The sequence below is a fragment of the Vibrio sp. SCSIO 43133 genome (assembly GCF_023716845.1).
In the GTDB taxonomy this organism is placed as follows: Bacteria; Pseudomonadota; Gammaproteobacteria; order Enterobacterales; family Vibrionaceae; genus Vibrio; species Vibrio mediterranei.
In genome coordinates this window covers 3,195,737-3,220,632 of record NZ_CP068024.1, presented here as the reverse complement: position 1 = coordinate 3,220,632, position 24,896 = coordinate 3,195,737, and the positions used below count along the sequence as shown (strand labels likewise).

At 46.0% G+C, this 24,896-nt stretch carries 18 protein-coding genes, 11 tRNA genes and 5 rRNA genes; 30 read left to right on the top strand and 4 right to left on the bottom strand.

Annotation, left to right across the window (positions count from 1 at the left end; all coding sequences use genetic code 11):
• Positions 1-3: 3 nt before the first annotated feature.
• The 15 genes from JKJ11_RS15060 (at position 4) to JKJ11_RS15000 (ending at position 10,692) form a co-directional block, all read left to right on the top strand.
• Positions 4-2,890 (top strand): 23S ribosomal RNA (locus JKJ11_RS15060).
• 127 nt (positions 2,891-3,017) lie between these two features.
• Positions 3,018-3,133: ribosomal RNA gene (gene rrf, locus JKJ11_RS15055) — 5S ribosomal RNA — on the top strand.
• 351 nt (positions 3,134-3,484) lie between these two features.
• A 16S ribosomal RNA gene (locus tag JKJ11_RS15050) occupies positions 3,485-5,037 on the top strand.
• Positions 5,038-5,116: 79 nt separating this feature from the next.
• A tRNA-Ala gene (locus JKJ11_RS15045) sits at positions 5,117-5,192 on the top strand.
• Between the two features lie 316 nt (positions 5,193-5,508).
• Positions 5,509-8,395, top strand: a 23S ribosomal RNA gene (locus tag JKJ11_RS15040).
• A gap of 129 nt (positions 8,396-8,524) precedes the next feature.
• Positions 8,525-8,640 (top strand): 5S ribosomal RNA (rrf, locus tag JKJ11_RS15035).
• Together the 16S, 23S and 5S rRNA genes with 2 tRNA genes alongside form the textbook arrangement of a ribosomal RNA operon.
• Before the next feature lie 56 nt (positions 8,641-8,696).
• Positions 8,697-8,773 (top strand) — tRNA-Asp (locus JKJ11_RS15030).
• A gap of 445 nt (positions 8,774-9,218) precedes the next feature.
• Positions 9,219-9,518, top strand: coding sequence for a cache domain-containing protein (locus tag JKJ11_RS26180; protein ID WP_503060941.1), 300 nt, complete (start codon positions 9,219-9,221; stop codon positions 9,516-9,518).
• Positions 9,514-9,693 carry a methyl-accepting chemotaxis protein gene (locus JKJ11_RS26105; RefSeq protein WP_309245327.1) on the top strand — a complete coding sequence of 60 codons (180 nt, stop codon included), beginning with the start codon at positions 9,514-9,516 and terminating at the stop codon, positions 9,691-9,693. The genes JKJ11_RS26180 and JKJ11_RS26105 overlap by 5 nt, the downstream gene beginning before the upstream one ends.
• Before the next feature lie 120 nt (positions 9,694-9,813).
• Positions 9,814-9,954, top strand: coding sequence for a hypothetical protein (locus JKJ11_RS15025; RefSeq protein ID WP_252038404.1), 141 nt, complete (start codon positions 9,814-9,816; stop codon positions 9,952-9,954).
• A gap of 233 nt (positions 9,955-10,187) precedes the next feature.
• Positions 10,188-10,263, top strand: a tRNA-Phe gene (locus JKJ11_RS15020).
• A gap of 56 nt (positions 10,264-10,319) precedes the next feature.
• Positions 10,320-10,395 (top strand) — tRNA-Thr (locus JKJ11_RS15015).
• A gap of 18 nt (positions 10,396-10,413) precedes the next feature.
• Positions 10,414-10,489: transfer RNA gene (locus JKJ11_RS15010), tRNA-Asn, on the top strand.
• Positions 10,490-10,521: 32 nt separating this feature from the next.
• Positions 10,522-10,597 (top strand) — tRNA-Thr (locus tag JKJ11_RS15005).
• A 19-nt stretch (positions 10,598-10,616) separates the two neighbouring features.
• Positions 10,617-10,692 (top strand) — tRNA-Asn (locus JKJ11_RS15000).
• Positions 10,693-10,831: 139 nt separating this feature from the next.
• Here JKJ11_RS15000 and JKJ11_RS14995 read toward each other — a convergent pair.
• Positions 10,832-11,941 carry a PilT/PilU family type 4a pilus ATPase gene (locus JKJ11_RS14995; protein WP_252038403.1) on the bottom strand — a complete coding sequence of 370 codons (1,110 nt, stop codon included), beginning with the start codon at positions 11,939-11,941 and terminating at the stop codon, positions 10,832-10,834.
• A gap of 9 nt (positions 11,942-11,950) precedes the next feature.
• A complete protein-coding gene (locus tag JKJ11_RS14990; protein WP_252038401.1) occupies positions 11,951-12,991 on the bottom strand; it encodes a type IV pilus twitching motility protein PilT in 1,041 nt (346 codons plus the stop codon).
• Positions 12,992-13,016: 25 nt separating this feature from the next.
• Between JKJ11_RS14990 and JKJ11_RS14985 the strand changes: the two genes are divergently transcribed.
• The 8 genes from JKJ11_RS14985 to JKJ11_RS14950 all read left to right on the top strand — a co-directional run bounded on the left by JKJ11_RS14985 (position 13,017) and on the right by JKJ11_RS14950 (position 19,711).
• Complete coding sequence (locus tag JKJ11_RS14985) at positions 13,017-13,727, top strand: YggS family pyridoxal phosphate-dependent enzyme (RefSeq protein WP_252038400.1); 711 nt, start codon at positions 13,017-13,019, stop codon at positions 13,725-13,727.
• Between the two features lie 46 nt (positions 13,728-13,773).
• The gene (proC, locus tag JKJ11_RS14980) at positions 13,774-14,592 is read left to right on the top strand and encodes a pyrroline-5-carboxylate reductase (protein WP_006075532.1); all 819 of its coding nucleotides are present in this window, start codon (positions 13,774-13,776) and stop codon (positions 14,590-14,592) included.
• A gap of 31 nt (positions 14,593-14,623) precedes the next feature.
• Complete coding sequence (locus tag JKJ11_RS14975; protein ID WP_006075533.1) at positions 14,624-15,181, top strand: YggT family protein; 558 nt, start codon at positions 14,624-14,626, stop codon at positions 15,179-15,181.
• A complete protein-coding gene (gene yggU, locus JKJ11_RS14970; RefSeq protein WP_006075534.1) occupies positions 15,181-15,468 on the top strand; it encodes a DUF167 family protein YggU in 288 nt (95 codons plus the stop codon). Before JKJ11_RS14975 ends, yggU begins: the two co-directional genes overlap by 1 nt.
• Positions 15,469-15,492: 24 nt before the next feature.
• Entirely contained in the window at positions 15,493-15,924 is a 432-nt protein-coding gene (locus JKJ11_RS14965; RefSeq protein ID WP_062459978.1) for a DUF4426 domain-containing protein, read from the top strand.
• 48 nt (positions 15,925-15,972) lie between these two features.
• Complete coding sequence (locus JKJ11_RS14960; protein WP_252038398.1) at positions 15,973-16,575, top strand: XTP/dITP diphosphatase; 603 nt, start codon at positions 15,973-15,975, stop codon at positions 16,573-16,575.
• A gap of 16 nt (positions 16,576-16,591) precedes the next feature.
• Positions 16,592-17,746 carry a radical SAM family heme chaperone HemW gene (gene hemW, locus JKJ11_RS14955; protein ID WP_252039128.1) on the top strand — a complete coding sequence of 385 codons (1,155 nt, stop codon included), beginning with the start codon at positions 16,592-16,594 and terminating at the stop codon, positions 17,744-17,746.
• 105 nt (positions 17,747-17,851) lie between these two features.
• The gene (locus JKJ11_RS14950; protein ID WP_252038397.1) at positions 17,852-19,711 is read left to right on the top strand and encodes an LTA synthase family protein; all 1,860 of its coding nucleotides are present in this window, start codon (positions 17,852-17,854) and stop codon (positions 19,709-19,711) included.
• A gap of 38 nt (positions 19,712-19,749) precedes the next feature.
• On the opposite strand, the gene glsB is transcribed toward JKJ11_RS14950, so the two are convergent.
• Both glsB and trmB read right to left on the bottom strand, forming a co-directional pair.
• Positions 19,750-20,670, bottom strand: coding sequence for a glutaminase B (glsB, locus tag JKJ11_RS14945; RefSeq protein WP_062459974.1), 921 nt, complete (start codon positions 20,668-20,670; stop codon positions 19,750-19,752).
• Between the two features lie 85 nt (positions 20,671-20,755).
• Complete coding sequence (gene trmB, locus JKJ11_RS14940) at positions 20,756-21,475, bottom strand: tRNA (guanosine(46)-N7)-methyltransferase TrmB (protein WP_006075540.1); 720 nt, start codon at positions 21,473-21,475, stop codon at positions 20,756-20,758.
• A 153-nt stretch (positions 21,476-21,628) separates the two neighbouring features.
• Between trmB and mutY the strand changes: the two genes are divergently transcribed.
• From mutY to JKJ11_RS14905, 7 genes are all read left to right on the top strand, one after another.
• Complete coding sequence (gene mutY / locus JKJ11_RS14935; RefSeq protein WP_252038395.1) at positions 21,629-22,675, top strand: A/G-specific adenine glycosylase; 1,047 nt, start codon at positions 21,629-21,631, stop codon at positions 22,673-22,675.
• Between the two features lie 14 nt (positions 22,676-22,689).
• Positions 22,690-22,962 carry an oxidative damage protection protein gene (locus JKJ11_RS14930; RefSeq protein WP_038224304.1) on the top strand — a complete coding sequence of 91 codons (273 nt, stop codon included), beginning with the start codon at positions 22,690-22,692 and terminating at the stop codon, positions 22,960-22,962.
• A gap of 54 nt (positions 22,963-23,016) precedes the next feature.
• Positions 23,017-24,150, top strand: coding sequence for a membrane-bound lytic murein transglycosylase MltC (gene mltC, locus JKJ11_RS14925; protein ID WP_038224375.1), 1,134 nt, complete (start codon positions 23,017-23,019; stop codon positions 24,148-24,150).
• Positions 24,151-24,275: 125 nt separating this feature from the next.
• Positions 24,276-24,351: transfer RNA gene (locus JKJ11_RS14920), tRNA-Phe, on the top strand.
• A gap of 58 nt (positions 24,352-24,409) precedes the next feature.
• A tRNA-Thr gene (locus JKJ11_RS14915) sits at positions 24,410-24,485 on the top strand.
• A 7-nt stretch (positions 24,486-24,492) separates the two neighbouring features.
• Positions 24,493-24,568 (top strand) — tRNA-Phe (locus JKJ11_RS14910).
• Between the two features lie 55 nt (positions 24,569-24,623).
• Positions 24,624-24,699: transfer RNA gene (locus JKJ11_RS14905), tRNA-Asn, on the top strand.
• Positions 24,700-24,896 lie beyond the last annotated feature (197 nt).

The window sequence follows — 24,896 nt, the reverse complement described above, 5'->3', positions numbered from 1 at the left end:
TATGGTTAAGTGACTAAGCGTACACGGTGGATGCCTTGGCAGTCAGAGGCGATGAAAGGCGTATTAACTTGCGATAAGCTCAGATTAGGTAGTAAAAACCTGTGAGTCTGAGATCCCTGAATGGGGAAACCCAACTGCATAAGCAGTTATCGCTGAGTGAATACATAGCTCAGCGAGGCGAACCGGGGGAACTGAAACATCTAAGTACCCCGAGGAAGAGAAATCAACCGAGATTCCGAAAGTAGCGGCGAGCGAAATTGGATTAGCCCTTAAGCTTTTAATGATGCAGGTGAAGAGTCTGGAAAGTCTCGCGATACAGGGTGATAGCCCCGTAACCGACACATCATAATCAGTGAAATCGAGTAGGGCGGGACACGTGATATCCTGTCTGAATATGGGGGGACCATCCTCCAAGGCTAAATACTACTGACTGACCGATAGTGAACCAGTACCGTGAGGGAAAGGCGAAAAGAACCCCTGTGAGGGGAGTGAAATAGAACCTGAAACCGTGTACGTACAAGCAGTAGGAGCACCTTCGTGGTGTGACTGCGTACCTTTTGTATAATGGGTCAGCGACTTATATTCAGTGGCAAGGTTAACCGTTTAGGGGAGCCGTAGGGAAACCGAGTCTTAACTGGGCGTTCAGTCTCTGGATATAGACCCGAAACCAGGTGATCTAGCCATGGGCAGGTTGAAGGTTGAGTAACATCAACTGGAGGACCGAACCGACTAATGTTGAAAAATTAGCGGATGACTTGTGGCTAGGGGTGAAAGGCCAATCAAACCTGGAGATAGCTGGTTCTCCCCGAAATCTATTTAGGTAGAGCCTCGGACGAATACTACTGGGGGTAGAGCACTGTTAAGGCTAGGGGGTCATCCCGACTTACCAACCCTTTGCAAACTCCGAATACCAGTAAGTACTATCCGGGAGACACACGGCGGGTGCTAACGTCCGTCGTGGAGAGGGAAACAACCCAGACCGCCAGCTAAGGTCCCAAAGTATAGCTAAGTGGGAAACGATGTGGGAAGGCTTAGACAGCTAGGATGTTGGCTTAGAAGCAGCCATCATTTAAAGAAAGCGTAATAGCTCACTAGTCGAGTCGGCCTGCGCGGAAGATGTAACGGGGCTAAGCTATACACCGAAGCTGCGGCAATGTGTTTACGCATTGGGTAGGGGAGCGTTCTGTAAGCTGTTGAAGGTGGACTGTAAGGTCTGCTGGAGGTATCAGAAGTGCGAATGCTGACATGAGTAACGATAAAGGGGGTGAAAAACCTCCTCGCCGGAAGACCAAGGGTTCCTGTCCAACGTTAATCGGGGCAGGGTAAGTCGACCCCTAAGGCGAGGCCGAAAGGCGTAGTCGATGGGAAACGGGTTAATATTCCCGTACTTCTTACAATTGCGATGGGGGGACGGAGAAGGCTAGGTGGGCCTGGCGACGGTTGTCCAGGTTCAAGTGCGTAGGCTTAAGGTTTAGGTAAATCCGGACCTTTTTAAGGCTGAGACACGATGTCGAGCTACTACGGTAGTGAAGTCATTGATGCCATGCTTCCAGGAAAAGCCTCTAAGCTTCAGATTGTAAGGAATCGTACCCCAAACCGACACAGGTGGTCGGGTAGAGAATACCAAGGCGCTTGAGAGAACTCGGGTGAAGGAACTAGGCAAAATGGTACCGTAACTTCGGGAGAAGGTACGCTCTTAGTGGTGAAGTCCCTCGCGGATGGAGCTACCGAGAGTCGCAGATACCAGGTGGCTGCAACTGTTTATTAAAAACACAGCACTGTGCAAAATCGCAAGATGACGTATACGGTGTGACGCCTGCCCGGTGCCGGAAGGTTAATTGATGGGGTTAGTTTTCGGACGAAGCTCTTGATCGAAGCCCCGGTAAACGGCGGCCGTAACTATAACGGTCCTAAGGTAGCGAAATTCCTTGTCGGGTAAGTTCCGACCTGCACGAATGGCGTAATGATGGCCACGCTGTCTCCACCCGAGACTCAGTGAAATTGAAATCGCTGTGAAGATGCAGTGTACCCGCGGCTAGACGGAAAGACCCCGTGAACCTTTACTACAGCTTGGCACTGAACATTGAGCCTACATGTGTAGGATAGGTGGGAGCCTTTGAAGCAAGCACGCCAGTGTTTGTGGAGGCAATCTTGAAATACCACCCTTGTATGTTTGATGTTCTAACTTGGTTCCCTAATCGGGAATGAGGACAGTGCCTGGTGGGTAGTTTGACTGGGGCGGTCTCCTCCCAAAGAGTAACGGAGGAGCACGAAGGTGGGCTAATCACGGTTGGACATCGTGAGGTTAGTGCAATGGCATAAGCCCGCTTGACTGCGAGAATGACAATTCGAGCAGGTGCGAAAGCAGGTCATAGTGATCCGGTGGTTCTGAATGGAAGGGCCATCGCTCAACGGATAAAAGGTACTCCGGGGATAACAGGCTGATACCGCCCAAGAGTTCATATCGACGGCGGTGTTTGGCACCTCGATGTCGGCTCATCACATCCTGGGGCTGAAGTCGGTCCCAAGGGTATGGCTGTTCGCCATTTAAAGTGGTACGCGAGCTGGGTTTAGAACGTCGTGAGACAGTTCGGTCCCTATCTGCCGTGGGCGTTGGAAGATTGAAGGGGGCTGCTCCTAGTACGAGAGGACCGGAGTGGACGAACCTCTGGTGTTCGGGTTGTGTCGCCAGACGCATTGCCCGGTAGCTAAGTTCGGAATCGATAACCGCTGAAAGCATCTAAGCGGGAAGCGAGCCCTGAGATGAGTCTTCCCTGGCGCTTTAAGCGTCCTAAAGGGTTGTTCGAGACTAGAACGTTGATAGGCAGGGTGTGTAAGCGTTGTGAGGCGTTGAGCTAACCTGTACTAATTGCCCGTGAGGCTTAACCATACAACACCCAAAGGGTTTTGATGGACTCAAAGCAAGAACTTTGAATGTGTATTTAGATTTTTAAATCAGTTTTCCAGATTTTTTGCCTTCAGTTTTTAATAAAAGCTGAAAGTAAAAGCAGAATTTGCTTGGCGACCATAGCGTTGTGGACCCACCTGATTCCATGCCGAACTCAGAAGTGAAACGCAATAGCGCCGATGGTAGTGTGGGGCTTCCCCATGTGAGAGTAGGACATCGCCAGGCTTTAAATTCGACTTGTCTTTAAGTAGACGAGTCACCATAAAGTTTTAAGAGAAAATCTTAGAGTTTTATGTTGACTTTCAAAGTAGACAGCGTATTATACGCGTCCTGCTTAAGTGCTAAGGCACTGAAAGCAAAGCTCTTTAACAATATAAACCTATCAATCTGTGTGGGCACTCGTTGATGATAATCAAATTAGAAACTTCGGTTTCAAATTAGGTTTTCAATGAACTGAGTGACCAATCAAGTCGAAAGACTTGGCACAGTCAATTCATTATCGTTCTGTTGGAACGATAATAGCTTTAGATTACTAAGGTAGTTTAAAGTCAGTATTCATTGAGCCGACAAAATCTTAAATTGAAGAGTTTGATCATGGCTCAGATTGAACGCTGGCGGCAGGCCTAACACATGCAAGTCGAGCGGAAACGAGTTAACTGACCCTTCGGGTGACGTTAACGGCGTCGAGCGGCGGACGGGTGAGTAATGCCTGGGAAATTGCCCTGATGTGGGGGATAACCATTGGAAACGATGGCTAATACCGCATAATAGCTTCGGCTCAAAGAGGGGGACCTTCGGGCCTCTCGCGTCAGGATATGCCCAGGTGGGATTAGCTAGTTGGTGAGGTAATGGCTCACCAAGGCGACGATCCCTAGCTGGTCTGAGAGGATGATCAGCCACACTGGAACTGAGACACGGTCCAGACTCCTACGGGAGGCAGCAGTGGGGAATATTGCACAATGGGCGCAAGCCTGATGCAGCCATGCCGCGTGTGTGAAGAAGGCCTTCGGGTTGTAAAGCACTTTCAGCAGTGAGGAAGGCGGGTACGTTAATAGCGTATTCGTTTGACGTTAGCTGCAGAAGAAGCACCGGCTAACTCCGTGCCAGCAGCCGCGGTAATACGGAGGGTGCGAGCGTTAATCGGAATTACTGGGCGTAAAGCGCATGCAGGTGGTTCGTTAAGTCAGATGTGAAAGCCCGGGGCTCAACCTCGGAACTGCATTTGAAACTGGCGGACTAGAGTACTGTAGAGGGGGGTAGAATTTCAGGTGTAGCGGTGAAATGCGTAGAGATCTGAAGGAATACCGGTGGCGAAGGCGGCCCCCTGGACAGATACTGACACTCAGATGCGAAAGCGTGGGGAGCAAACAGGATTAGATACCCTGGTAGTCCACGCCGTAAACGATGTCTACTTGGAGGTTGTGGCCTTGAGCCGTGGCTTTCGGAGCTAACGCGTTAAGTAGACCGCCTGGGGAGTACGGTCGCAAGATTAAAACTCAAATGAATTGACGGGGGCCCGCACAAGCGGTGGAGCATGTGGTTTAATTCGATGCAACGCGAAGAACCTTACCTACTCTTGACATCCAGAGAAGCCAGCGGAGACGCAGGTGTGCCTTCGGGAACTCTGAGACAGGTGCTGCATGGCTGTCGTCAGCTCGTGTTGTGAAATGTTGGGTTAAGTCCCGCAACGAGCGCAACCCTTATCCTTGTTTGCCAGCGAGTAATGTCGGGAACTCCAGGGAGACTGCCGGTGATAAACCGGAGGAAGGTGGGGACGACGTCAAGTCATCATGGCCCTTACGAGTAGGGCTACACACGTGCTACAATGGCGCATACAGAGGGCAGCCAACTTGCGAAAGTGAGCGAATCCCAAAAAGTGCGTCGTAGTCCGGATTGGAGTCTGCAACTCGACTCCATGAAGTCGGAATCGCTAGTAATCGTAGATCAGAATGCTACGGTGAATACGTTCCCGGGCCTTGTACACACCGCCCGTCACACCATGGGAGTGGGCTGCAAAAGAAGTGGGTAGTTTAACCTTCGGGAGGACGCTCACCACTTTGTGGTTCATGACTGGGGTGAAGTCGTAACAAGGTAGCCCTAGGGGAACCTGGGGCTGGATCACCTCCTTATACGAATAGATTATTGCGATGAGTGTTCACACAGATTGATTAGGTTTGTAAGTTAAGAGTAAGGAAACCTTTTCCAGATGGGGCTATAGCTCAGCTGGGAGAGCGCTTCGCTGGCAGCGAAGAGGTCTGCGGTTCGATCCCGCATAGCTCCACCATCTTTAAGTGTTTTCTCTCGAGAATATTTAGAAATGGTTACTTCATTAGAAGTGATTAGCTCTTTAACAATTTGGAAAGCTGACAGATAACAATTTGATTGATTGTTATCTATTAAAAGTTCTCAAATCCTATATCGAAAGATGTAGGTACCAACACACATTCAAGTGTTCTTGGGAATTACGAAAGTAATTCATATTTGAGTCCGGCAAAATCGAGTCTGCACATGTATAAAAATGCAGACAACTTTGGTTGTTTGACCGTTTGCTTTCACTTTTCAAAAGTGAAGACAAATAGAAAGACCCTTTGGGGTTGTATGGTTAAGTGACTAAGCGTACACGGTGGATGCCTTGGCAGTCAGAGGCGATGAAAGGCGTATTAACTTGCGATAAGCTCAGATTAGGTAGTAAAAACCTGTGAGTCTGAGATCCCTGAATGGGGAAACCCAACTGCATAAGCAGTTATCACTAACTGAATACATAGGTTAGTGAGGCGAACCGGGGGAACTGAAACATCTAAGTACCCCGAGGAAGAGAAATCAACCGAGATTCCGAAAGTAGCGGCGAGCGAAATTGGATTAGCCCTTAAGCTTTTAATGAGACAGGTGAAGGCTCTGGAAAGTGCCGCGATACAGGGTGATAGCCCCGTAACCGACATCTCATCATCAGTGAAATCGAGTAGGGCGGGACACGTGATATCCTGTCTGAATATGGGGGGACCATCCTCCAAGGCTAAATACTACTGACTGACCGATAGTGAACCAGTACCGTGAGGGAAAGGCGAAAAGAACCCCTGTGAGGGGAGTGAAATAGAACCTGAAACCGTGTACGTACAAGCAGTAGGAGCACCTTCGTGGTGTGACTGCGTACCTTTTGTATAATGGGTCAGCGACTTATATTCAGTGGCAAGGTTAACCGTTTAGGGGAGCCGTAGGGAAACCGAGTCTTAACTGGGCGTTCAGTCTCTGGATATAGACCCGAAACCAGGTGATCTAGCCATGGGCAGGTTGAAGGTTGAGTAACATCAACTGGAGGACCGAACCGACTAATGTTGAAAAATTAGCGGATGACTTGTGGCTAGGGGTGAAAGGCCAATCAAACCTGGAGATAGCTGGTTCTCCCCGAAATCTATTTAGGTAGAGCCTCGGACGAATACTACTGGGGGTAGAGCACTGTTAAGGCTAGGGGGTCATCCCGACTTACCAACCCTTTGCAAACTCCGAATACCAGTAAGTACTATCCGGGAGACACACGGCGGGTGCTAACGTCCGTCGTGGAGAGGGAAACAACCCAGACCGCCAGCTAAGGTCCCAAAGTATAGCTAAGTGGGAAACGATGTGGGAAGGCTTAGACAGCTAGGATGTTGGCTTAGAAGCAGCCATCATTTAAAGAAAGCGTAATAGCTCACTAGTCGAGTCGGCCTGCGCGGAAGATGTAACGGGGCTAAGCTATACACCGAAGCTGCGGCAATGTGTTTACACATTGGGTAGGGGAGCGTTCTGTAAGCTGTTGAAGGTGGACTGTAAGGTCTGCTGGAGGTATCAGAAGTGCGAATGCTGACATGAGTAACGATAAAGGGGGTGAAAAACCTCCTCGCCGGAAGACCAAGGGTTCCTGTCCAACGTTAATCGGGGCAGGGTAAGTCGACCCCTAAGGCGAGGCCGAAAGGCGTAGTCGATGGGAAACGGGTTAATATTCCCGTACTTCTTACAATTGCGATGGGGGGACGGAGAAGGCTAGGTGGGCCTGGCGACGGTTGTCCAGGTTCAAGTGCGTAGGCTTAAGGTTTAGGTAAATCCGGACCTTTTTAAGGCTGAGACACGATGTCGAGCTACTACGGTAGTGAAGTCATTGATGCCATGCTTCCAGGAAAAGCCTCTAAGCTTCAGATTGTAAGGAATCGTACCCCAAACCGACACAGGTGGTCGGGTAGAGAATACCAAGGCGCTTGAGAGAACTCGGGTGAAGGAACTAGGCAAAATGGTACCGTAACTTCGGGAGAAGGTACGCTCTTAGTGGTGAAGTCCCTCGCGGATGGAGCTACCGAGAGTCGCAGATACCAGGTGGCTGCAACTGTTTATTAAAAACACAGCACTGTGCAAAATCGCAAGATGACGTATACGGTGTGACGCCTGCCCGGTGCCGGAAGGTTAATTGATGGGGTTAGTTTTCGGACGAAGCTCTTGATCGAAGCCCCGGTAAACGGCGGCCGTAACTATAACGGTCCTAAGGTAGCGAAATTCCTTGTCGGGTAAGTTCCGACCTGCACGAATGGCGTAATGATGGCCACGCTGTCTCCACCCGAGACTCAGTGAAATTGAAATCGCTGTGAAGATGCAGTGTACCCGCGGCTAGACGGAAAGACCCCGTGAACCTTTACTACAGCTTGGCACTGAACATTGAGCCTACATGTGTAGGATAGGTGGGAGCCTTTGAAGCGAGTACGCCAGTATTCGTGGAGGCAATCTTGAAATACCACCCTTGTATGTTTGATGTTCTAACTTGGTTCCCTAATCGGGAATGAGGACAGTGCCTGGTGGGTAGTTTGACTGGGGCGGTCTCCTCCCAAAGAGTAACGGAGGAGCACGAAGGTGGGCTAATCACGGTTGGACATCGTGAGGTTAGTGCAATGGCATAAGCCCGCTTGACTGCGAGAATGACAATTCGAGCAGGTGCGAAAGCAGGTCATAGTGATCCGGTGGTTCTGAATGGAAGGGCCATCGCTCAACGGATAAAAGGTACTCCGGGGATAACAGGCTGATACCGCCCAAGAGTTCATATCGACGGCGGTGTTTGGCACCTCGATGTCGGCTCATCACATCCTGGGGCTGAAGTCGGTCCCAAGGGTATGGCTGTTCGCCATTTAAAGTGGTACGCGAGCTGGGTTTAGAACGTCGTGAGACAGTTCGGTCCCTATCTGCCGTGGGCGTTGGAAGATTGAAGGGGGCTGCTCCTAGTACGAGAGGACCGGAGTGGACGAACCTCTGGTGTTCGGGTTGTGTCGCCAGACGCATTGCCCGGTAGCTAAGTTCGGAATCGATAACCGCTGAAAGCATCTAAGCGGGAAGCGAGCCCTGAGATGAGTCTTCCCTGGCACTTTAAGTGTCCTAAAGGGTTGTTCGAGACTAGAACGTTGATAGGCAGGGTGTGTAAGCGTTGTGAGGCGTTGAGCTAACCTGTACTAATTGCCCGTGAGGCTTAACCATACAACACCCAAAGGGTTTTGATGGGCTCAAAGCAAGAACAAATTGAATGTGTATTTAGACTTTTAAATCAGTTTTCCAGATTTTTTGCCTTCAGTTTTTAATAAAAGCTGAAAGTAAAAGCAGAATTTGCTTGGCGACCATAGCGTTGTGGACCCACCTGACTCCATGCCGAACTCAGAAGTGAAACGCAATAGCGCCGATGGTAGTGTGGGGCTTCCCCATGTGAGAGTAGGACATCGCCAGGCTTTGAACAATATCTGTTTAAAGCACGATTTAGATAAGACTTTAAATAGACCACTGCGGAGTGGTAGTTCAGTTGGTTAGAATACCGGCCTGTCACGCCGGGGGTCGCGGGTTCGAGTCCCGTCCACTCCGCCACTTATTAGAAAACCCGATGCGAAAGCGTCGGGTTTTTTATTATCTAAAATTTGATTGCTTCCTTTTTCAAGGAAATCGACTTCCGGTTGATTTCAACCCTAGACTAGGCACTCCTGCCGAAAGACTGGGACTTTTACATTTCTCAAAAGATAGCTTCACACGCAGAACATTACCCTAGAGTAAGTGCTCTTTCCCTACCACCATATCGATATCCACAAGGCTTTTGATATTCCTTTTAATATGAGCCTACTGCTATCCTCCTAGTGCACCGTTGTGCTGAAGACAATAAGCTAAAAGATAGTAAATAAGGTCATTGCCTGTCACACCGGTTATTAGACTGAGTAGTCTTGTGGTCGCTTCGAGTAGCATGCAATGCAGATGATAAAGCACGCGTTACAGAAGTTTTTACTAGTACCTACTCTACAAGCGTTTAGCTAGAAAACCCATCCTTAGGGATAAGCTAACAGAGCAAGTCAATAAGGCTATCGTCATAAGAATACGGTGTCATTACATCTACAAAGATAGCGAATACGTTTATATGGCTGACGGGGATATGACGTTTATTGTTGTTCCTCTTGATCCTGTGCTTCTGCGCTATGGTACGAGTTTTTACAATTTCAAAGATAGTGTCGGGCAGAGTATTACAAACATTATCCTTTCTGAGCTTGATTCTGATGTCCGCAATATCGCTCGGGTTCTGGGTGTGATCGGCATATCGATGAGCAGATCAATCTACTTGCATTGAATGCCGCTACGAGACTGCTTGTGCCGGGGAACAAGGTAGAAGCTTTGTTGTTGCTGCTGAAGTCAGAAATATTGTTTGCCGGACTCAACAAAGCATAAAAGAGATTCTAGAAATGATGGGTAATCTTCAGTCAGGCTCACAACATGCCATTCGAAGTATTAATAGTTACGCGTAGACTAGGAAACGAAGATTGTAGAGTTACAAAATGCCTCGGCTGCTTTGCAAGAAGTCGTTGCTCCGTTTAGAGGCTATTGCCTTCAAATCGCGATAGCGACAACAGAACAAACAGAGGTGAGTGACGATACCTATCAACATGATTGAACAAAGTGGCAGTGAACTTCGCTCGGTTGTAGAAGAAACTGAGCAGGCCACTCGTTCATTAAATCAACTGTCGTTAGAGCTGTACCACAAAGCAGCTCGCTTTGAGGTTCAGTAATCAAGGTTTTTCTCTTTGTACTAGGGGACAAAATCTTAACTTTTTTGGTGCTGGAAAAGTTAATGAGCCTAGTTTATCTATATTCATTAATAGAGCCGAACGACTGCTAGGGCTTGTTTTTGAGCGCCAAATGAATAAAAACAGAACGCTAAGTATAGAAAAGCACCAAACGATATTTTTTTTGCAATTTAGTGTTGACGTAAAGGACGAAAAACCGTTTAATACACCTCGTCGCCCGGATAGCTCAGTCGGTAGAGCAGAGGATTGAAAATCCTCGTGTCGGTGGTTCGATTCCGCCTCCGGGCACCACAATTTAGATTGTTGGTGCTGTTAACAGTAGTACGAGCAATAACAAATAAAGTGTCGCCGACTTAGCTCAGTAGGTAGAGCAACTGACTTGTAATCAGTAGGTCACCAGTTCGATTCCGGTAGTCGGCACCATTTATTACGTAAAGTAATTCCCCCTTAGTTCAGTTGGTAGAACGGCGGACTGTTAATCCGTATGTCGCAGGTTCGAGTCCCGCAGGGGGAGCCACTTTTAAAAGTAAGCAAAAGCTTACTTTAAGTGCCGACTTAGCTCAGTAGGTAGAGCAACTGACTTGTAATCAGTAGGTCACCAGTTCGATTCCGGTAGTCGGCACCACTTTATTGCGAAAAGCAATTCCCCCTTAGTTCAGTTGGTAGAACGGCGGACTGTTAATCCGTATGTCGCAGGTTCGAGTCCCGCAGGGGGAGCCACATTATAAAGGCTGCATCTTAGGATGCAGCCTTTTTTGTTATCTTGAGTTTGCCTTCCCTCTCCTGAACTGTAAAAAAAACCGTATTGCAGTAATACAATCTTTTCGAAATGTTTTCTCACGCTGGTTAGAACCTGTGATTAGCTCATATCAATCTTAATATCGCTAAGGTTTGATGAGCTGTTATTGTCGTTACTTTGCAGCTTTAGCATTAATCTGAGATCATTTCGCGAATCAGCACTGTGCAAAGCGTCCTCTTGATTTATTTTGCCAGCTGAAACCAAATCAAATAAGGCCTGATCAAAGGTTTGCATTCCGACTTCTTTACCTTTCGCAATTGCAGCTTTGATTTCATGTAAATCACTTTTACGGATGAGCTCGGAAATACGAGGACTATTTAGGAGAACCTCGAAAACACCGTGACGGCCCTGTCCATTCTTATCTCGAATGAGCTGTTGTCCTACGATGCCTTTTAAATTCGAAGATAAGTCAAAGAGGAACTGTTCCCGTCTATCTTCCGGTGTAAGGTGTAGTATTCGCTCTAAAGCTTGGCTAGCATTATTCGCGTGCAATGTTGCGATACAAAGGTGCCCAGTTTCAGCAAACGACATGGCGTATTCCATCGTTTCCCTAGAACGTATCTCACCAATTAAAATCATATCAGGAGCTTGTCGAAGTGAATTTTTAAGAGCAACTTCATAGCTTTCAGTATCCAGCCCAACCTCACGCTGTGTCACGATACATTTTGCGTGCTCATGAACGAATTCGATGGGATCTTCGACGGTAAGAATATGACCACTGCGGTGCTGATTTCGATAACCTGTCATCGCTGCCATAGTGGTAGATTTACCAGAGCCAGTAGCACCTACTATTAAGACTAAGCCACGTTTGGCAATCGCTAGATCTTGCAATACTTCTGGCAACGAAAGCTGCTCGAAGGTCGGTATCTGAGTTTCAATTCTTCGGATGACTGCACCAGGCAATTCTCGCTGGTAGAATGCACTTACTCTAAAACGGCCGTATGGCTTCACTATCGCAAAATTAGCTTCTTTTGTTGTCTGATACTCCGAGTACTTAGAACGCTCCATAACGCTGCTTAAAAGCGCTTGAATCGCCTCTGTAGTGAGCTTGTCATCTTTTGCTTGCAGTTCGCCATCTACGCGATATAACAGTGGCGCATCGACTGTTAAGTAAAGATCAGAGGCTTTTTCGTCAAGCATGTGATTTAGAATGGTATCAATGTTGTGCATTATCTCGTCCTATTGAAACATTGAACCATGTTGTTCAATCTTCTTATTCACTTCTTCTAGTTCAACCAATCCTTGAGACAATAACCGTTTAGAGTGCTGTTCCATGGTCTGCATACCACTTGCCGCACCTGTTTGGATAATTGAGTACATCTGAGCTACTTTATCTTCTCGAATTAGGTTTCTGATAGCGGGTGTCGCTAGCATAATTTCATGACAAGCAATGCGCCCTCCTCCCACGCGCTTTAACAGAGTTTGTGCGATAACTGCTCGCAACGATTCTGAGAGCATAGAGCGAACCATTTCTTTATCTTGGCCTGGAAATACATCAATAATTCGGTCAATGGTTTTGGCTGCAGAGCTCGTGTGCAGAGTGCCAAACACTAAGTGGCCGGTTTCGGCTGCGGTAAGAGCTAAGCTAATGGTCTCTTGATCTCGCAGCTCACCAACTAAAATGATGTCCGGGTCTTCACGCAGTGCAGAGCGGAGTGCAGCTTTAAAACTGTGGGTGTCGCGATGAACTTCTCGCTGGTTAACCAAACATTTTTTATTCTGATGAACAAACTCAATAGGATCCTCAATGGTCAGAATATGTTTGTTTTGATGTTGGTTAATGTGGTCGACCATGGCTGCTAGTGTCGTCGATTTACCTGAACCAGTCGGCCCTGTTACTAATACCAAGCCGCGTTCTAAACCGGCTATCTCGGAAAATTTGTCGGGTGCGTCTATTTGCGCCAGTGTTGGGACTTCACTGGGGATGGTACGAAAAACGGCAGAGCAGCCACGAGATTGATTAAACGCATTGACACGAAAACGACCGATATCGGGCACATCAAATGAAAAATCGATTTCGAGATGCTCTTCGTATTCGCTGCGCTGTTTATCATTCATAATGTCAAAAACTAATTTATGGACCTCAGAATGCTCTAGAGCAGGGATACCAAGCTTTCTTACTTCACCATCAATACGTACCATAGGTGGGACACCAGCAGAAAGGTGTAGATCTGAAGCGTTATGCTTTACACTAAAGTCTAGTAACTCGGTGATATCCATTCATTTTCCTTATAATTTGTAAGCTATGACTAGTATTCAACAAAATATCGAACTAATCACCTCCCAAATTGCACAGGCTGAGCAAAAGTGCGGGAGAGCGCAAGGTGATGTGCAATTGCTCGCGGTCAGTAAAACTAAGCCTATTGAGGCAATTTTAGACGCATGTCAGGCAGGTCAACGTCGTTTTGGCGAAAACTATGTTCAAGAAGGCGTTTCTAAAGTTGTTCATTTCAATGAACAACATGGTGATATAGATATTGAATGGCACTTTATTGGACCTATTCAGTCGAATAAAACACGACCAGTCGCAGAGCACTTTGACTGGGTTCATACTGTAGATCGTGCCAAAATCGCCCAACGACTTAATGATCAGCGCCCTCAAGGTATGAAGCCTATTCAAGTACTGATTCAGGTGAACACTAGCAGTGAAGCAAGTAAGTCTGGTGTCGATAGCGAGCAAGTTTTAGAGCTTGCCCAATTGATTTCCTCATTACCAAACCTCACGTTAAGAGGAGTAATGTCAATTCCAGAGAATGTTAGTGACTATCAATCTCAGCTCATTGCTTTTAAAGCACTGGCAGAGGTCAAAAACTTGCTGGCAGAAAAGCACTCTCAAGTCGATACGCTATCGATGGGTATGAGTGGTGATATGGAAGCGGCGATAGAAGCTGGAAGTACCATAGTTCGAATTGGAACAGCTATCTTTGGTGCGAGAGATTACAGCAACAAAGCGTAACACATAAGAGAGTGACGCAAAGTACCTCTAATTTAGGATAGGGTTAATGGAACAAAGAAAGATCGCATTCATTGGTGCGGGCAATATGACTCGCTCCATCGTCGCGGGATTGGTGGCCAGTGGCTACCGTCCAGATTGTATTACTGCGACAAATCCTAGCGAAGCAAAGTTAGTTGCTTTGCAGCAGGCTTATGATATTCAAGTGACGACGAACAATACTGAGGCAGCACAACAAGCCGATGTGATTGTGATGGCTGTGAAACCTCAATTAATGGAACAAGTGGCTAAACCACTTCAGTCGATTGATTTTCAGGGCAAACTGGTCATTTCAATTGCGGCCGGAATCTCAATAGAGCGTCTGCAACAAATGTTTGCCAGCCCACTAAATCTGATTCGAGTAATGCCGAATACACCTTCTTTACTAGGTGAGGGTATGAGTGGTCTATTTGCTTCCCCAATAACACCAGTTAGTGATAAAACCTATGCAGGTGAGCTGATGCAGGCTGTTGGTAAAGTTTGTTGGGTTGAACAAGAATCCGGCATCAATGACATTATCGCTGCCGCTGGTAGTGCTCCGGCGTATTTCTTCCTCTTCATGGAAGCGATTCAGCAACAAGCGATAGCAAGTGGCTTTGATGGAGACACCGCTCGACTGTTGGTGCAACAAACCGCATTAGGCGCAGCTAAAATGGTTAATGAGAATCCAGATACTGATTTAGCTACCCTGCGCCAACAGGTCACCTCTAAAGGAGGGACAACGGCAGAAGCGGTTCGTACGCTTGAGGAAAATGATATTCGAGGCATTGTTGCTAAAGCGATGCAATCGGCCGTGACCCGTGCTGAAGAAATGGAAAAACTGTTTTAATCCCAACAATGATAACTCGTAAGGGCTAGTTATGAATTCAATGAGTTTCTTGGTTTCGACCTTGTTTGATCTCTACATTATGGTCGTGATTTTGCGCATTTGGCTACAGGCAGCACGCGCAGACTTCTACAACCCGTTTTCACAGTTTATTGTGAAAGCAACCCAACCTGTAGTAGCGCCACTAAGACGAATGATTCCGTCTATTGGCGCTATTGATATGGCGACGTTACTGTTTGCTTACGTTCTATGTGTTGGTAAATACGTAGCTCTGGTACTGATAGCTTCTGGTGGCAACTTTAGCTTCGGTGCTGACTTCTTGTTCCTAGGTTTGCTTTCTCTGATTAAAGCCGCGGGTGGCTTGTTGTTCTGGGTACTATTAATTCGCGCAATCTTAAGCTGGGTCAGTCAAGGGCGCAGTCCGATCGAGTATGTTTTCCATCAATTGACAGAGCCTATGCTGGCACCAATTCGCCGAATCATTCCAGCGATGGGTGGGTTTGATTTGAGTGTGTTAGTGCTATTTATTGTGCTGCAGTTTGCTAATTTCCTAATGGGCGATCTTATTGGTCCAATTTGGTATCGACTTTAATGTCAGCCGTAAAACAGGATGGAGAAGACCTCATTCTTCGTATTTATGTTCAACCTAAAGCCAGTCGAGACAAGCTGGTGGGAGAGCATGGTGAAGAATTTAAGGTGGCGATTACTGCTCCTCCTGTTGATGGAAAGGCCAATGCGCATTTGAGCAAGTACCTTGCTAAACAATTTAAAGTCGCAAAGGGACAAGTGTTGATTGAGAAAGGTGAGCTTGGAAGGCACAAACAACTTCGAATAGTGTCACCTGCACTGATTCCCAAGGAATTTATGGCCCTCTTATGAGGGCTTTTTTAAAGGAGAAGAACAATGAAAAAGTGGTTATTGTTGATTTCGGCATTGATGGTGACTGGGTTAGCTCAAGCGGAACAGTTCAAAACAATCAAGGATGCAGAAGTGCATTATGTGGTGTTTAACTCGACGTTTATGACGCCACAAGTGGCGCGTAGCTATGGTTTGAAGCGTAATGAGTTTGTTGCAACGGTGAATATCAGTGTCCTTGACCGTTCAAGCGCGGGCAAGCCTGCCATGCCAGTATCGATAAAAGGCAATGCTAAAAACCTGATTGGCCAAACCAAAACGCTCGAGTTTAAAGAAATTAAGGAAGGAGATGCGATATACTACTTGGCTCAATTTCCTATCGTGAACGAAGAGCAATACCAATTCACGATTGATATTGATGCTGGAAACAAAGGTCGCGGTCCTATTACCTTTAGTCAGAAACTGTATGTAGAACCTTAAGGTTCCAGTAAATACCAACGCTTAAGCTTACTAACTCGAGAGAACCCCATGAGCAAAAAAATCGTACTTGCAACCGGCAATCAAGGCAAAGTGAAAGAGATGGCTGATTTGCTGTCTGATTTTGGTTTTGAAGTCCATGCCCAAAGTGAATTCAGTGTCTCAGAAGTGGCTGAAACCGGTACGACATTCATCGAGAATGCCATCATTAAGGCCAGACATGCCGCTCAAGAAACAGGACTAGCTGCGATTGCAGATGACTCTGGGTTAGAAGTTGATTACTTAAAAGGCGCACCGGGGATCTACTCTGCTCGTTACTCTGGAGAAGGAGCGACGGACAAGCGTAACCTAGATAAAGTACTAGAAGAGTTGAAAGGGGTTCCTGAAGCACAGAGGACAGCACGGTTTCATTGCGTGTTGGTATTAATGCGTCATGCCGCTGATCCTACGCCGATCGTTTGCCATGGAAAATGGGAAGGTCGTATTCTAACGGAGCCAAGTGGCGACAATGGTTTTGGTTATGATGCTATTTTCTTTGTGCCTGAAGACAACTGTGCGTCTGCTGACCTAGAACCTGCACGTAAAAAACAGCTGTCACACCGCGGTAAAGCGTTAAAGGAGCTTTTCGCAACGATTAAGGCGCAAGGTCTTTAACATGGAGCAAACACCTGTGCTGGTACCGCCGCCGTTGAGTCTCTATATCCATATTCCTTGGTGTGTTCAAAAATGTCCATACTGCGACTTTAACTCGCATGCCCAAAAGGGAGATATTCCCCAACAAGCATACATAACGGCATTACTTGAGGATTTAGATACTGATATTCGCCAATACGGATTGGCTTCAGATTCTCGCCCGCTGCACTCAATTTTCATTGGTGGTGGTACTCCAAGTTTAATCGCTCCAGAATACATTAAGCAGTTGCTTGATGGAGTAAGGGAACGTATTCCATTTCGTGATGACATAGAAATCACTATGGAGGCTAATCCAGGAACGATCGAAGCTGCACGATTTGAGCAGTACCGAGTCGTAGGCGTTACACGCATCTCTATCGGTGTGCAGAGCTTTCAGCAAACCAAACTTGAGCGCTTAGGACGAATTCATGGTGAAAGTGAAGCGGTCAATGCAGCAAAGCTGGCTCATGAAATTGGCTTAAACAGCTTTAACTTGGATCTTATGCATGGATTACCAGATCAATCTATTGATGACGCATTAAGTGACCTTAAGCAGGCGATTGAATTGGCGCCACCGCATCTTTCGTGGTACCAACTCACAATTGAGCCGAATACCTTGTTCTACTCTAAACCACCTACATTGCCAGATGATGATGATCTTTGGGATATCTTCGAGCAAGGACATCAAATGCTGGTGGAGGCAGGTTATCAGCAGTATGAGATTTCGGGCTATAGCAAGCCAGACTTTCAATGTCAGCATAACTTAAACTACTGGCGTTTTGGCGATTACCTAGGTATTGGCTGCGGTGCCCATGGTAAGTTGAGTTTTGCCGATGGTCGTATTGTTCGAACGACTAAAGTGAAGCACCCACGCGGCTATCTCAATATGTTAAAGCCATATCTTGATAGTGAAACCAATGTAGATATGAAAGACCGACCTTTTGAATTCTTTATTAATCGATTTAGGCTGTTGGAACCATGCCCCAAAGTACAGTTTACTCTAAGAACGGGACTCAATCTCGATATTATTCAAGAGCCTATCAAGCGCTGTCTTGAGCAAGGTTATATAGAGGAGACGGAAGAGCACTGGATCGTGACAGAGAAAGGCAAGTTGTTTTTAAATGATGTTCTTGAGCAGTTTGAACTAATTTAAATACAGTATCTTACTTTGTATTTTTTATTATTTTGATTACACTTCATGCCTAGGATGTATATATCTGTAGATTTGCAGTAACTAATTGAATTATCTAGGCGTGTTATGCTTTTATCGATAGCAAAACTTCTTCTAACTTTCGTTACATTATGTGTAATCTCGAAAGTTACTTTCCTTGGTTGGTACGAACTTCACTTTTCTGACACCTCATTATTTGAGTTTATTAAGGCTGTTTTTTGGGGAATTCGGTTTGACTTAACCGTATCTTTCTTACTAACAGGGTTAAGCTTCTTATTCTTTATACCATTGGTAAAATTTAAAAAGCTTTATAAGATCTTGTTTTTGATCTGGGTTCTCTTATGTGGAGCTTGGATCATCTTTTCTACCATGGGGGATGCGGTTTATCTAAGTCAGGCTAATCGCCATGTTACTGTTGACATGCACCTTGGCAAAGGAATGGAGCTAGAGCTGCTAAGTACGGTTGTTACTCAATACTCTGGTTTAGTATTTACTGCGGTTGCTCTGTTTGTTGTTTTTTCAGTTGTTGCTGTGAAGTATCCACAGAAAATATCAGTCTCGGACAAATGGTATAAAACAGTAGTGATTGGCTTAGCTCTTATTGTCGCTACCGTAACGGCTGTGCGCGGTGGTTATTCGGATAAGCCACAAAGTCCGATGTATGCGTATAAGATAGGTGACGTAAAATTAGCCAGAATTGCTTGGAGTGCTCCTTATGCGATTACGTATTACTCTATTATTGGTGAAGATAAATCTGGTCATCGATGGACACCTGTACAATCGATAGAACAAATGGAAAGGCTTCGAACTGTCGTTAACCCTGCAGCTGAGACGAAGCTAGATGATTTGCAAAAGTATGATTTGGTGTTTGTTCTGTTAGAGAGTTGGACGGCATTCGATATGAAGGGCTATGGTTCAGAATTTGACTCAACACCCAATTTCGATGCTTTGCGTGAAAAATCATTATCGACGACATCCTTTTATTCTAATGGCTTTAGAACAGTAGAAGGCGTCTTTACAACAATGTGCTCTATGCCCAACCCTGTAGGCGGTAGCGTAGCTGGAACACGACTTGAGAGTATGCCTTACCATTGCTTACCACAACTTTTGAAAGAGCGAGGTTGGAACACCTCGTTTATTCAAGGTAGTGGTCAAGGGATGGTTGGGGCGTTCGCTCAGTCGTTAGGTTTTGCTCATTCATATGGCAAATTTGATTACTTAGATACTAATCAAGATACTAATTATTGGGGATACATGGATGATGGAATTTACGATTTTGCTCTTGGCAAGTTAGCTGAGGCGGGCGAGCAACCTCAATTTATCGCCATCAACACAGGCACGACACATGATAGCTACCTACCAAATGAATCAGATTATGTTTTTGGCAGAGCAAATACGGATGAAACAAGGCGTAGTGTTTTGCATCATGCAGATAGAGCTTTGGGTCGATTTGTCACAAAATTAGAGGCACAAGCACGCCGTCCCACGCTTTTAGTGCTTGTTGCTGACCATACAATGGTAAGTTCGAATAACGACTTGCGACATGTGTTTATTCCATTTCTTATTCATGGAATAAACCTGAAAATTCCTACTGGAATAATGCCTGTAGCTGCATCGCACAAGGATGTGGCACCTACTGTTATCGATATGTTAGGGGGGGCTGTTAGCTGGTTCTCTGGAAATAGTTTGTTATCGAATAATTATCGAGAAGGGGCGGATTTTACTGTTAACAACCGGTTTTATTGGTTGACAAGAAACAGCTTGGTGCAGATAAATGCTGAAACGGGAAAACGAGAAAAGTGTTTCAGTGTTGCAAGTAACTCTAATGGCTTACAACCAACTGCATGTGAGGAGCTTTTGGGGGCGGATGAGCTTTATCGGAAAGGATTGAACTACCTTTTTTATAGTCAGCAACATTTGTTTGAAGGGACAACGACAAACTATTGATCATAAAAAGAAGCTGGTATTTACCAGCTTCTTTTTGCTTAAAATATAGAACGCCCAATTCGCTCCGAAAGCATCTCCAACGCTCTCGTCCCAGCGAGAGAGTTACCAGATTTATCCAGTTCTGGAGACCAAACCGCGATAGTCATTTCACCCGGAACAATCGCAATAATACCACCGCCCACACCTGACTTACCTGGCATGCCGACACGGTAAGCAAACTCTCCGGCGCCATCATAGAGGCCGCATGTCGCCAATAACGCATTGAGCTGCTTGGTTTGTGTCGGTGTGATGATCTGCTTCTTAGTATTTACGGATTGCCCTTGATTGGCTAAATAACTAAAGGTTTTGGCAAGATCAACACAGCTCATCTTTAAAGCGCAGGCATGGAAATAGTTATTGAGAACAGGAATAACATCGTTATTAAAGTTACCAAACGAGCGCATTAGATAAGCGATAGCTGCATTGCGGTCACTGTGCATCATTTCTGAAGCTGCCACGATCTTATCGTAGACAATATGGTTGTCACCTGAAAGTGTTCTAACAAACTCCAATAGACGCTGCCTAGGCGCCGATAAGCGACTTTGCAGTAGGTCGGCTACCACAATTGCGCCTGCGTTAATAAACGGGTTTCTCGGTATTCCTTGTTCCATCTCAAGCTGAATTAGTGAGTTAAATGCTTGCCCTGAGGGTTCCTTGCCGACACGCTGCCAGATTTCCTCTGGTTTATACAGCATCATTGCCAAAGTTAGGCTCAGGGCTTTGGAAATTGACTGTATAGAAAAGGACTCTTCGGCGTCTCCAGCGGTAATTACTTCACCTTCGTTGGTGTACACTGCTATGCCTAGTTTGTTGTTAGGTACTTTTGCAAGAGCAGGGATGTAGTCCGCGACTTTTCCTTGTCCAATCAGTGGTTTTACTTCACTGAGGATAGTAGAAAGAATCTGTTTAGTTGGTTTCATATTTGTTGTTCTCCCAACGTAAGCGCCAAAAAAAGCCAACGGGAGGTTGGCTTTTCAGGATTAGAATTCGATTAGCAATCGAAACTTAAGCTGTGCGGCGATATTTGATATCCCAAACACCATGACCAAGTCTGTGACCGCGAGCTTCAAACTTTGTTAAAGGACGATCATCTGGACGTGGTACAAAGTCACCATCAGTAGCAATATTCTCATAGCCAGGTGCTTGGTTCATTACCTCGACCATATGCTCGGCATAGTTTTCCCAGTCTGTAGCCATGTGGAATACGCCTGTTTCTGGAATAAGCTTAGTTCTTACCATTTCAGCAAAATCTAACTGCACAATACGACGTTTGTGGTGACGCTTTTTATGCCATGGGTCAGGGAAGAACAACTGCATTGTACTTAGGCTGCTGTCCGGAATCATGTTGGCAAAGACTTCAACCGCATCGTGACACATAACACGCAGGTTAGTAATACCAGCATCGCGCGCTGATGATAGACATGCACCTACGCCTGGGCTGTGTACTTCAATGCCAATAAAGTTCTTTTCTGGTGCGTTCTTTGCCATTTCGACCAAAGAAGCGCCCATGCCGAAACCAACTTCAAGAACAACAGGGTTATTGTTACCAAATACCTGTTCCCAGTTGAGTAGTGACTCTTGGTAATCAATACCCATTGTAGGCCAGCACTCTTCCATCGCCGATTCTTGGCCCTTGGTTAGGCGTCCTTCACGACGAACAAAACTGCGAACTTTGCGAATCAGTTTGCCATCTTCTGTGTATTCGTTAGTAGTCACTTCACTCATTGGTTTAGCCTGTTCATTCAATAATCAGAGCGGGAATTATCCAAAGAATTTGCTCGCAAGCAAGCATTATCGGATCAGAATTTCACGCAGTTTTACTTCTGTTACTAAGTGTGGTGCAATTTCTAGCAAATTATAAGAGAGATGAGAGTAATTGTGACGCCTTTTGCACGCGCGATATTAGATTGGTATGAGAAGTACGGTCGCAAAGAGCTACCGTGGCAACAACAAAAGACCGCCTATAAGGTGTGGTTGTCGGAAATCATGCTGCAACAGACACAAGTGACCACCGTCATTCCATATTATGAACGGTTTTTGGAGCATTTCCCCACCGTAGAGTCTCTAGCTAAAGCGCCTCAAGATGAAGTGCTGCACCTATGGACGGGACTAGGGTACTACGCCCGTGCTCGTAACCTTCATAAGGCTGCTCAAGTTGTGGTTGAGCAACATGGTGGTGAATTTCCATTGTCTCTTGAAGCTATGAATGCACTTCCCGGGGTGGGGCGTTCAACCGCAGCAGCGGTCTTGTCATCGGTATATAAACTTCCTCATGCAATTCTTGATGGCAACGTAAAGCGCACTCTTGCTCGCAGTTTTGCTGTGGAAGGGTGGCCTGGGCAAAAAAAAGTAGAAAATCAACTGTGGCAAATTGCTGAGCAACATACACCGGCAGAAGACACAGATAAGTACAATCAAGCCATGATGGATATGGGGGCGATGGTTTGTACCAGAAGTCGACCAAAATGCACATTGTGTCCCGTAGAAAGCTTCTGTGTTGCTAATAAGCAGGGGAATCCTCTTGATTACCCGGGAAAGAAACCGAAGAAAACCAAACCTGAAAAAGAGACTTGGTTTGTAATTTTAAAACACCAAGATGAACTCTGGCTGGCTCAAAGGCCTCAAACGGGGATTTGGGGTGGTTTGTTTTGCTTCCCTGAGAGTCCTAGCGCGGATATTGATGAGGTGTTGGAGCAATATGGTATCCAACAGCGAAATATCAAATCCAGAGAGGTTGAAATCGCTTTTCGACACACATTCAGCCATTATCACCTCGATATAACGCCAATCGTCGTGACGCTTAACCAGCTTCCAACAATGGTGATGGAAGAGTCGAAAGGTCTTTGGTATAACATAACTAATCCAGAAAAGGTTGGATTAGCGGCACCAGTTAAGTCGCTAATTGAAACCTTACAACGACATTAATTGAGGATAACAATATGAGCCGTATGGTTTTTTGTGCTCACCTACAGAAAGATGCTGAAGGTCTCGACTTCCAATTGTACCCAGGTGAATTGGGTAAACGTATCTTCGATAACATTTCGAAAGAAGCATGGGCTTTATGGCAGTCTAAGCAGACCATGCTGATCAATGAGAAGAAACTCAACATGATGGATCCCGAGCATCGTAAGTTGATTGAAACTGAAATGGTGAACTTCTTATTTGAAGGAAAGGATGTCGTCATCGACGGCTACACGCCGCCGTCAGAGTAATCTACAAGGAATAAATCAAACACCACCTTTTGGGTGGTGTTTTTAATGTTGTCTATGAAGAAGTTAATCTACTTTCTGGTTCCCCTATTGCTGGTGGGCTGTAGCCGCGAATTTATCGAGAAGATATATGATGTTAACTACGAGCCAACCAACCGCTTTGCTAAGAACTTAGCCGAACTCCCAGGCCAATATGTAAAAGACACAAAGGCGTTGGACGCGCTGATCAACAGCTTTAACGGTAATATCCAGAAGCGCTGGGGTAGTCGCGAAGTTAAGGTTGCTGGTAAAAGTAATTATGTGAAATACATTGATAACTACTTGAGCCGCGCCGAAGTTAACTTTAGCAAAGGTCTTATCACGATTGAAACCGTGTCTCCAACCGAGCCGGAGAAGCACCTTAAGGCCGCTATCGTGACAACGCTTTTGACGCCTGATGATCCATCAAGCGTTGACTTGTTCTCGTCTAAGGCCATTAAGTTAGAAGGTCAGCCATTCCTTTATAACCAGGTTGTCGACCAAGAGAAAAAACCAATCCAATGGACATGGCGTGCTAACCGTTTTGCCGATTATCTCATTGCGAATAAGTTAAAGACCAAAAACGTAGATTTCAAGAAGGCATACTACGTTGAGATCCCTATGGTAGCGGATCACTTTAAACAGCGTAGTTACCAGTATGCAGATATCGTACGCCGGGCTTCTAAGCGCTATGACATCCCAGAAGATCTTATCTACGCGATTATAAAAACAGAAAGTAGCTTTAACCCTTATGCGGTTAGCTGGGCTAATGCCTATGGTTTGATGCAGGTGGTGCCAAAGACTGCGGGTCGAGATGTGTTTAATCTTGTCAAAAACAAACCGGGAGAGCCGACGCCAGAGTATTTGTTCAACCCTGAACAGAATATTGATACTGGAACGGCGTACTTCTACATTCTAAAAAATCGCTACTTGAAAGATGTTAGGCATCCACTGTCGTTGGAGTACAGTATGATTTCCGCATATAACGGCGGGACGGGAGGGGTGCTGAAAACATTCCATAGTGACAGAAAGCGAGCGATGAACGACCTCAATTCGTTGCAACCGAATCAAGTTTATTGGGCGTTGACTAAAAAACACCCGAATGCTGAAGCGCGACGTTATTTGGAGAAAGTAACTAAATTCAAAAAAGATTTTAATGCTGGAAAAGGCTAATTTGTCCCGATCTGCGCAAAACGAATACGATTCGATGAAAAATGCAGCGCTTGAACGCTTTTTTGAAGTTTTTTTCAAAAAAGCGTTGACGGGAGACCGGAAAATCCGTTTAATAGCGCTCCGTTGCCCGGATAGCTCAGTCGGTAGAGCAGAGGATTGAAAATCCTCGTGTCGGTGGTTCGATTCCGCCTCCGGGCACCACAATTTGATATTGTTGGTGTTGATATAAATTAGCACGAGCAACGCAAAATAAAGTGTCGCCGACTTAGCTCAGTAGGTAGAGCAACTGACTTGTAATCAGTAGGTCACCAGTTCGATTCCGGTAGTCGGCACCATTTATTTGCCTCGATAGCTCAGTCGGTAGAGCAGAGGATTGAAAATCCTCGTGTCGGTGGTTCGATTCCGCCTCGAGGCACCATTATTTGGTGCTTAAGCAAATAGTGGTCTTAATGACCAGTGCTTACACAAATAATTCCCCCTTAGTTCAGTTGGTAGAACGGCGGACTGTTAATCCGTATGTCGCAGGTTCGAGTCCCGCAGGGGGAGCCACTTTAAAAAAGACCGCATCGAAAGATGCGGTCTTTTTGCATTTGCGCTCCTAAGCTTTGCAAGCTTGATGTCGCTGACCTAAGTAGCCCCGTAGTATGTCGCTACGAGTGCATGGTCAGTGAAGCCACTTATAAATAGGCCGTATCATAAGATACGGCCTATTTTGCTTTTGATGTGTTTTAGTATTACTGCTTCAT

What these genes read in the sequence shown, in the direction of transcription:
- mltC (WP_038224375.1), top strand. Translation starts at nt 23,017, where the DNA reads ATGAAGAAGTTAATCTACTTTCTGGTTCCCCTATTGCTGGTGGGCTGT.
- yggU (WP_006075534.1), top strand. Translation starts at nt 15,181, where the DNA reads ATGTCAGCCGTAAAACAGGATGGAGAAGACCTCATTCTTCGTATTTAT.
- JKJ11_RS14960 (WP_252038398.1), top strand. Translation starts at nt 15,973, where the DNA reads ATGAGCAAAAAAATCGTACTTGCAACCGGCAATCAAGGCAAAGTGAAA.
- JKJ11_RS14990 (WP_252038401.1), bottom strand. Translation starts at nt 12,991, where the DNA reads ATGGATATCACCGAGTTACTAGACTTTAGTGTAAAGCATAACGCTTCA.
- proC (WP_006075532.1), top strand. Translation starts at nt 13,774, where the DNA reads ATGGAACAAAGAAAGATCGCATTCATTGGTGCGGGCAATATGACTCGC.
- JKJ11_RS14995 (WP_252038403.1), bottom strand. Translation starts at nt 11,941, where the DNA reads ATGCACAACATTGATACCATTCTAAATCACATGCTTGACGAAAAAGCC.
- JKJ11_RS14930 (WP_038224304.1), top strand. Translation starts at nt 22,690, where the DNA reads ATGAGCCGTATGGTTTTTTGTGCTCACCTACAGAAAGATGCTGAAGGT.
- JKJ11_RS14985 (WP_252038400.1), top strand. Translation starts at nt 13,017, where the DNA reads ATGACTAGTATTCAACAAAATATCGAACTAATCACCTCCCAAATTGCA.
- trmB (WP_006075540.1), bottom strand. Translation starts at nt 21,475, where the DNA reads ATGAGTGAAGTGACTACTAACGAATACACAGAAGATGGCAAACTGATT.
- JKJ11_RS14950 (WP_252038397.1), top strand. Translation starts at nt 17,852, where the DNA reads ATGCTTTTATCGATAGCAAAACTTCTTCTAACTTTCGTTACATTATGT.
- JKJ11_RS14965 (WP_062459978.1), top strand. Translation starts at nt 15,493, where the DNA reads ATGAAAAAGTGGTTATTGTTGATTTCGGCATTGATGGTGACTGGGTTA.
- JKJ11_RS14975 (WP_006075533.1), top strand. Translation starts at nt 14,624, where the DNA reads ATGAATTCAATGAGTTTCTTGGTTTCGACCTTGTTTGATCTCTACATT.
- glsB (WP_062459974.1), bottom strand. Translation starts at nt 20,670, where the DNA reads ATGAAACCAACTAAACAGATTCTTTCTACTATCCTCAGTGAAGTAAAA.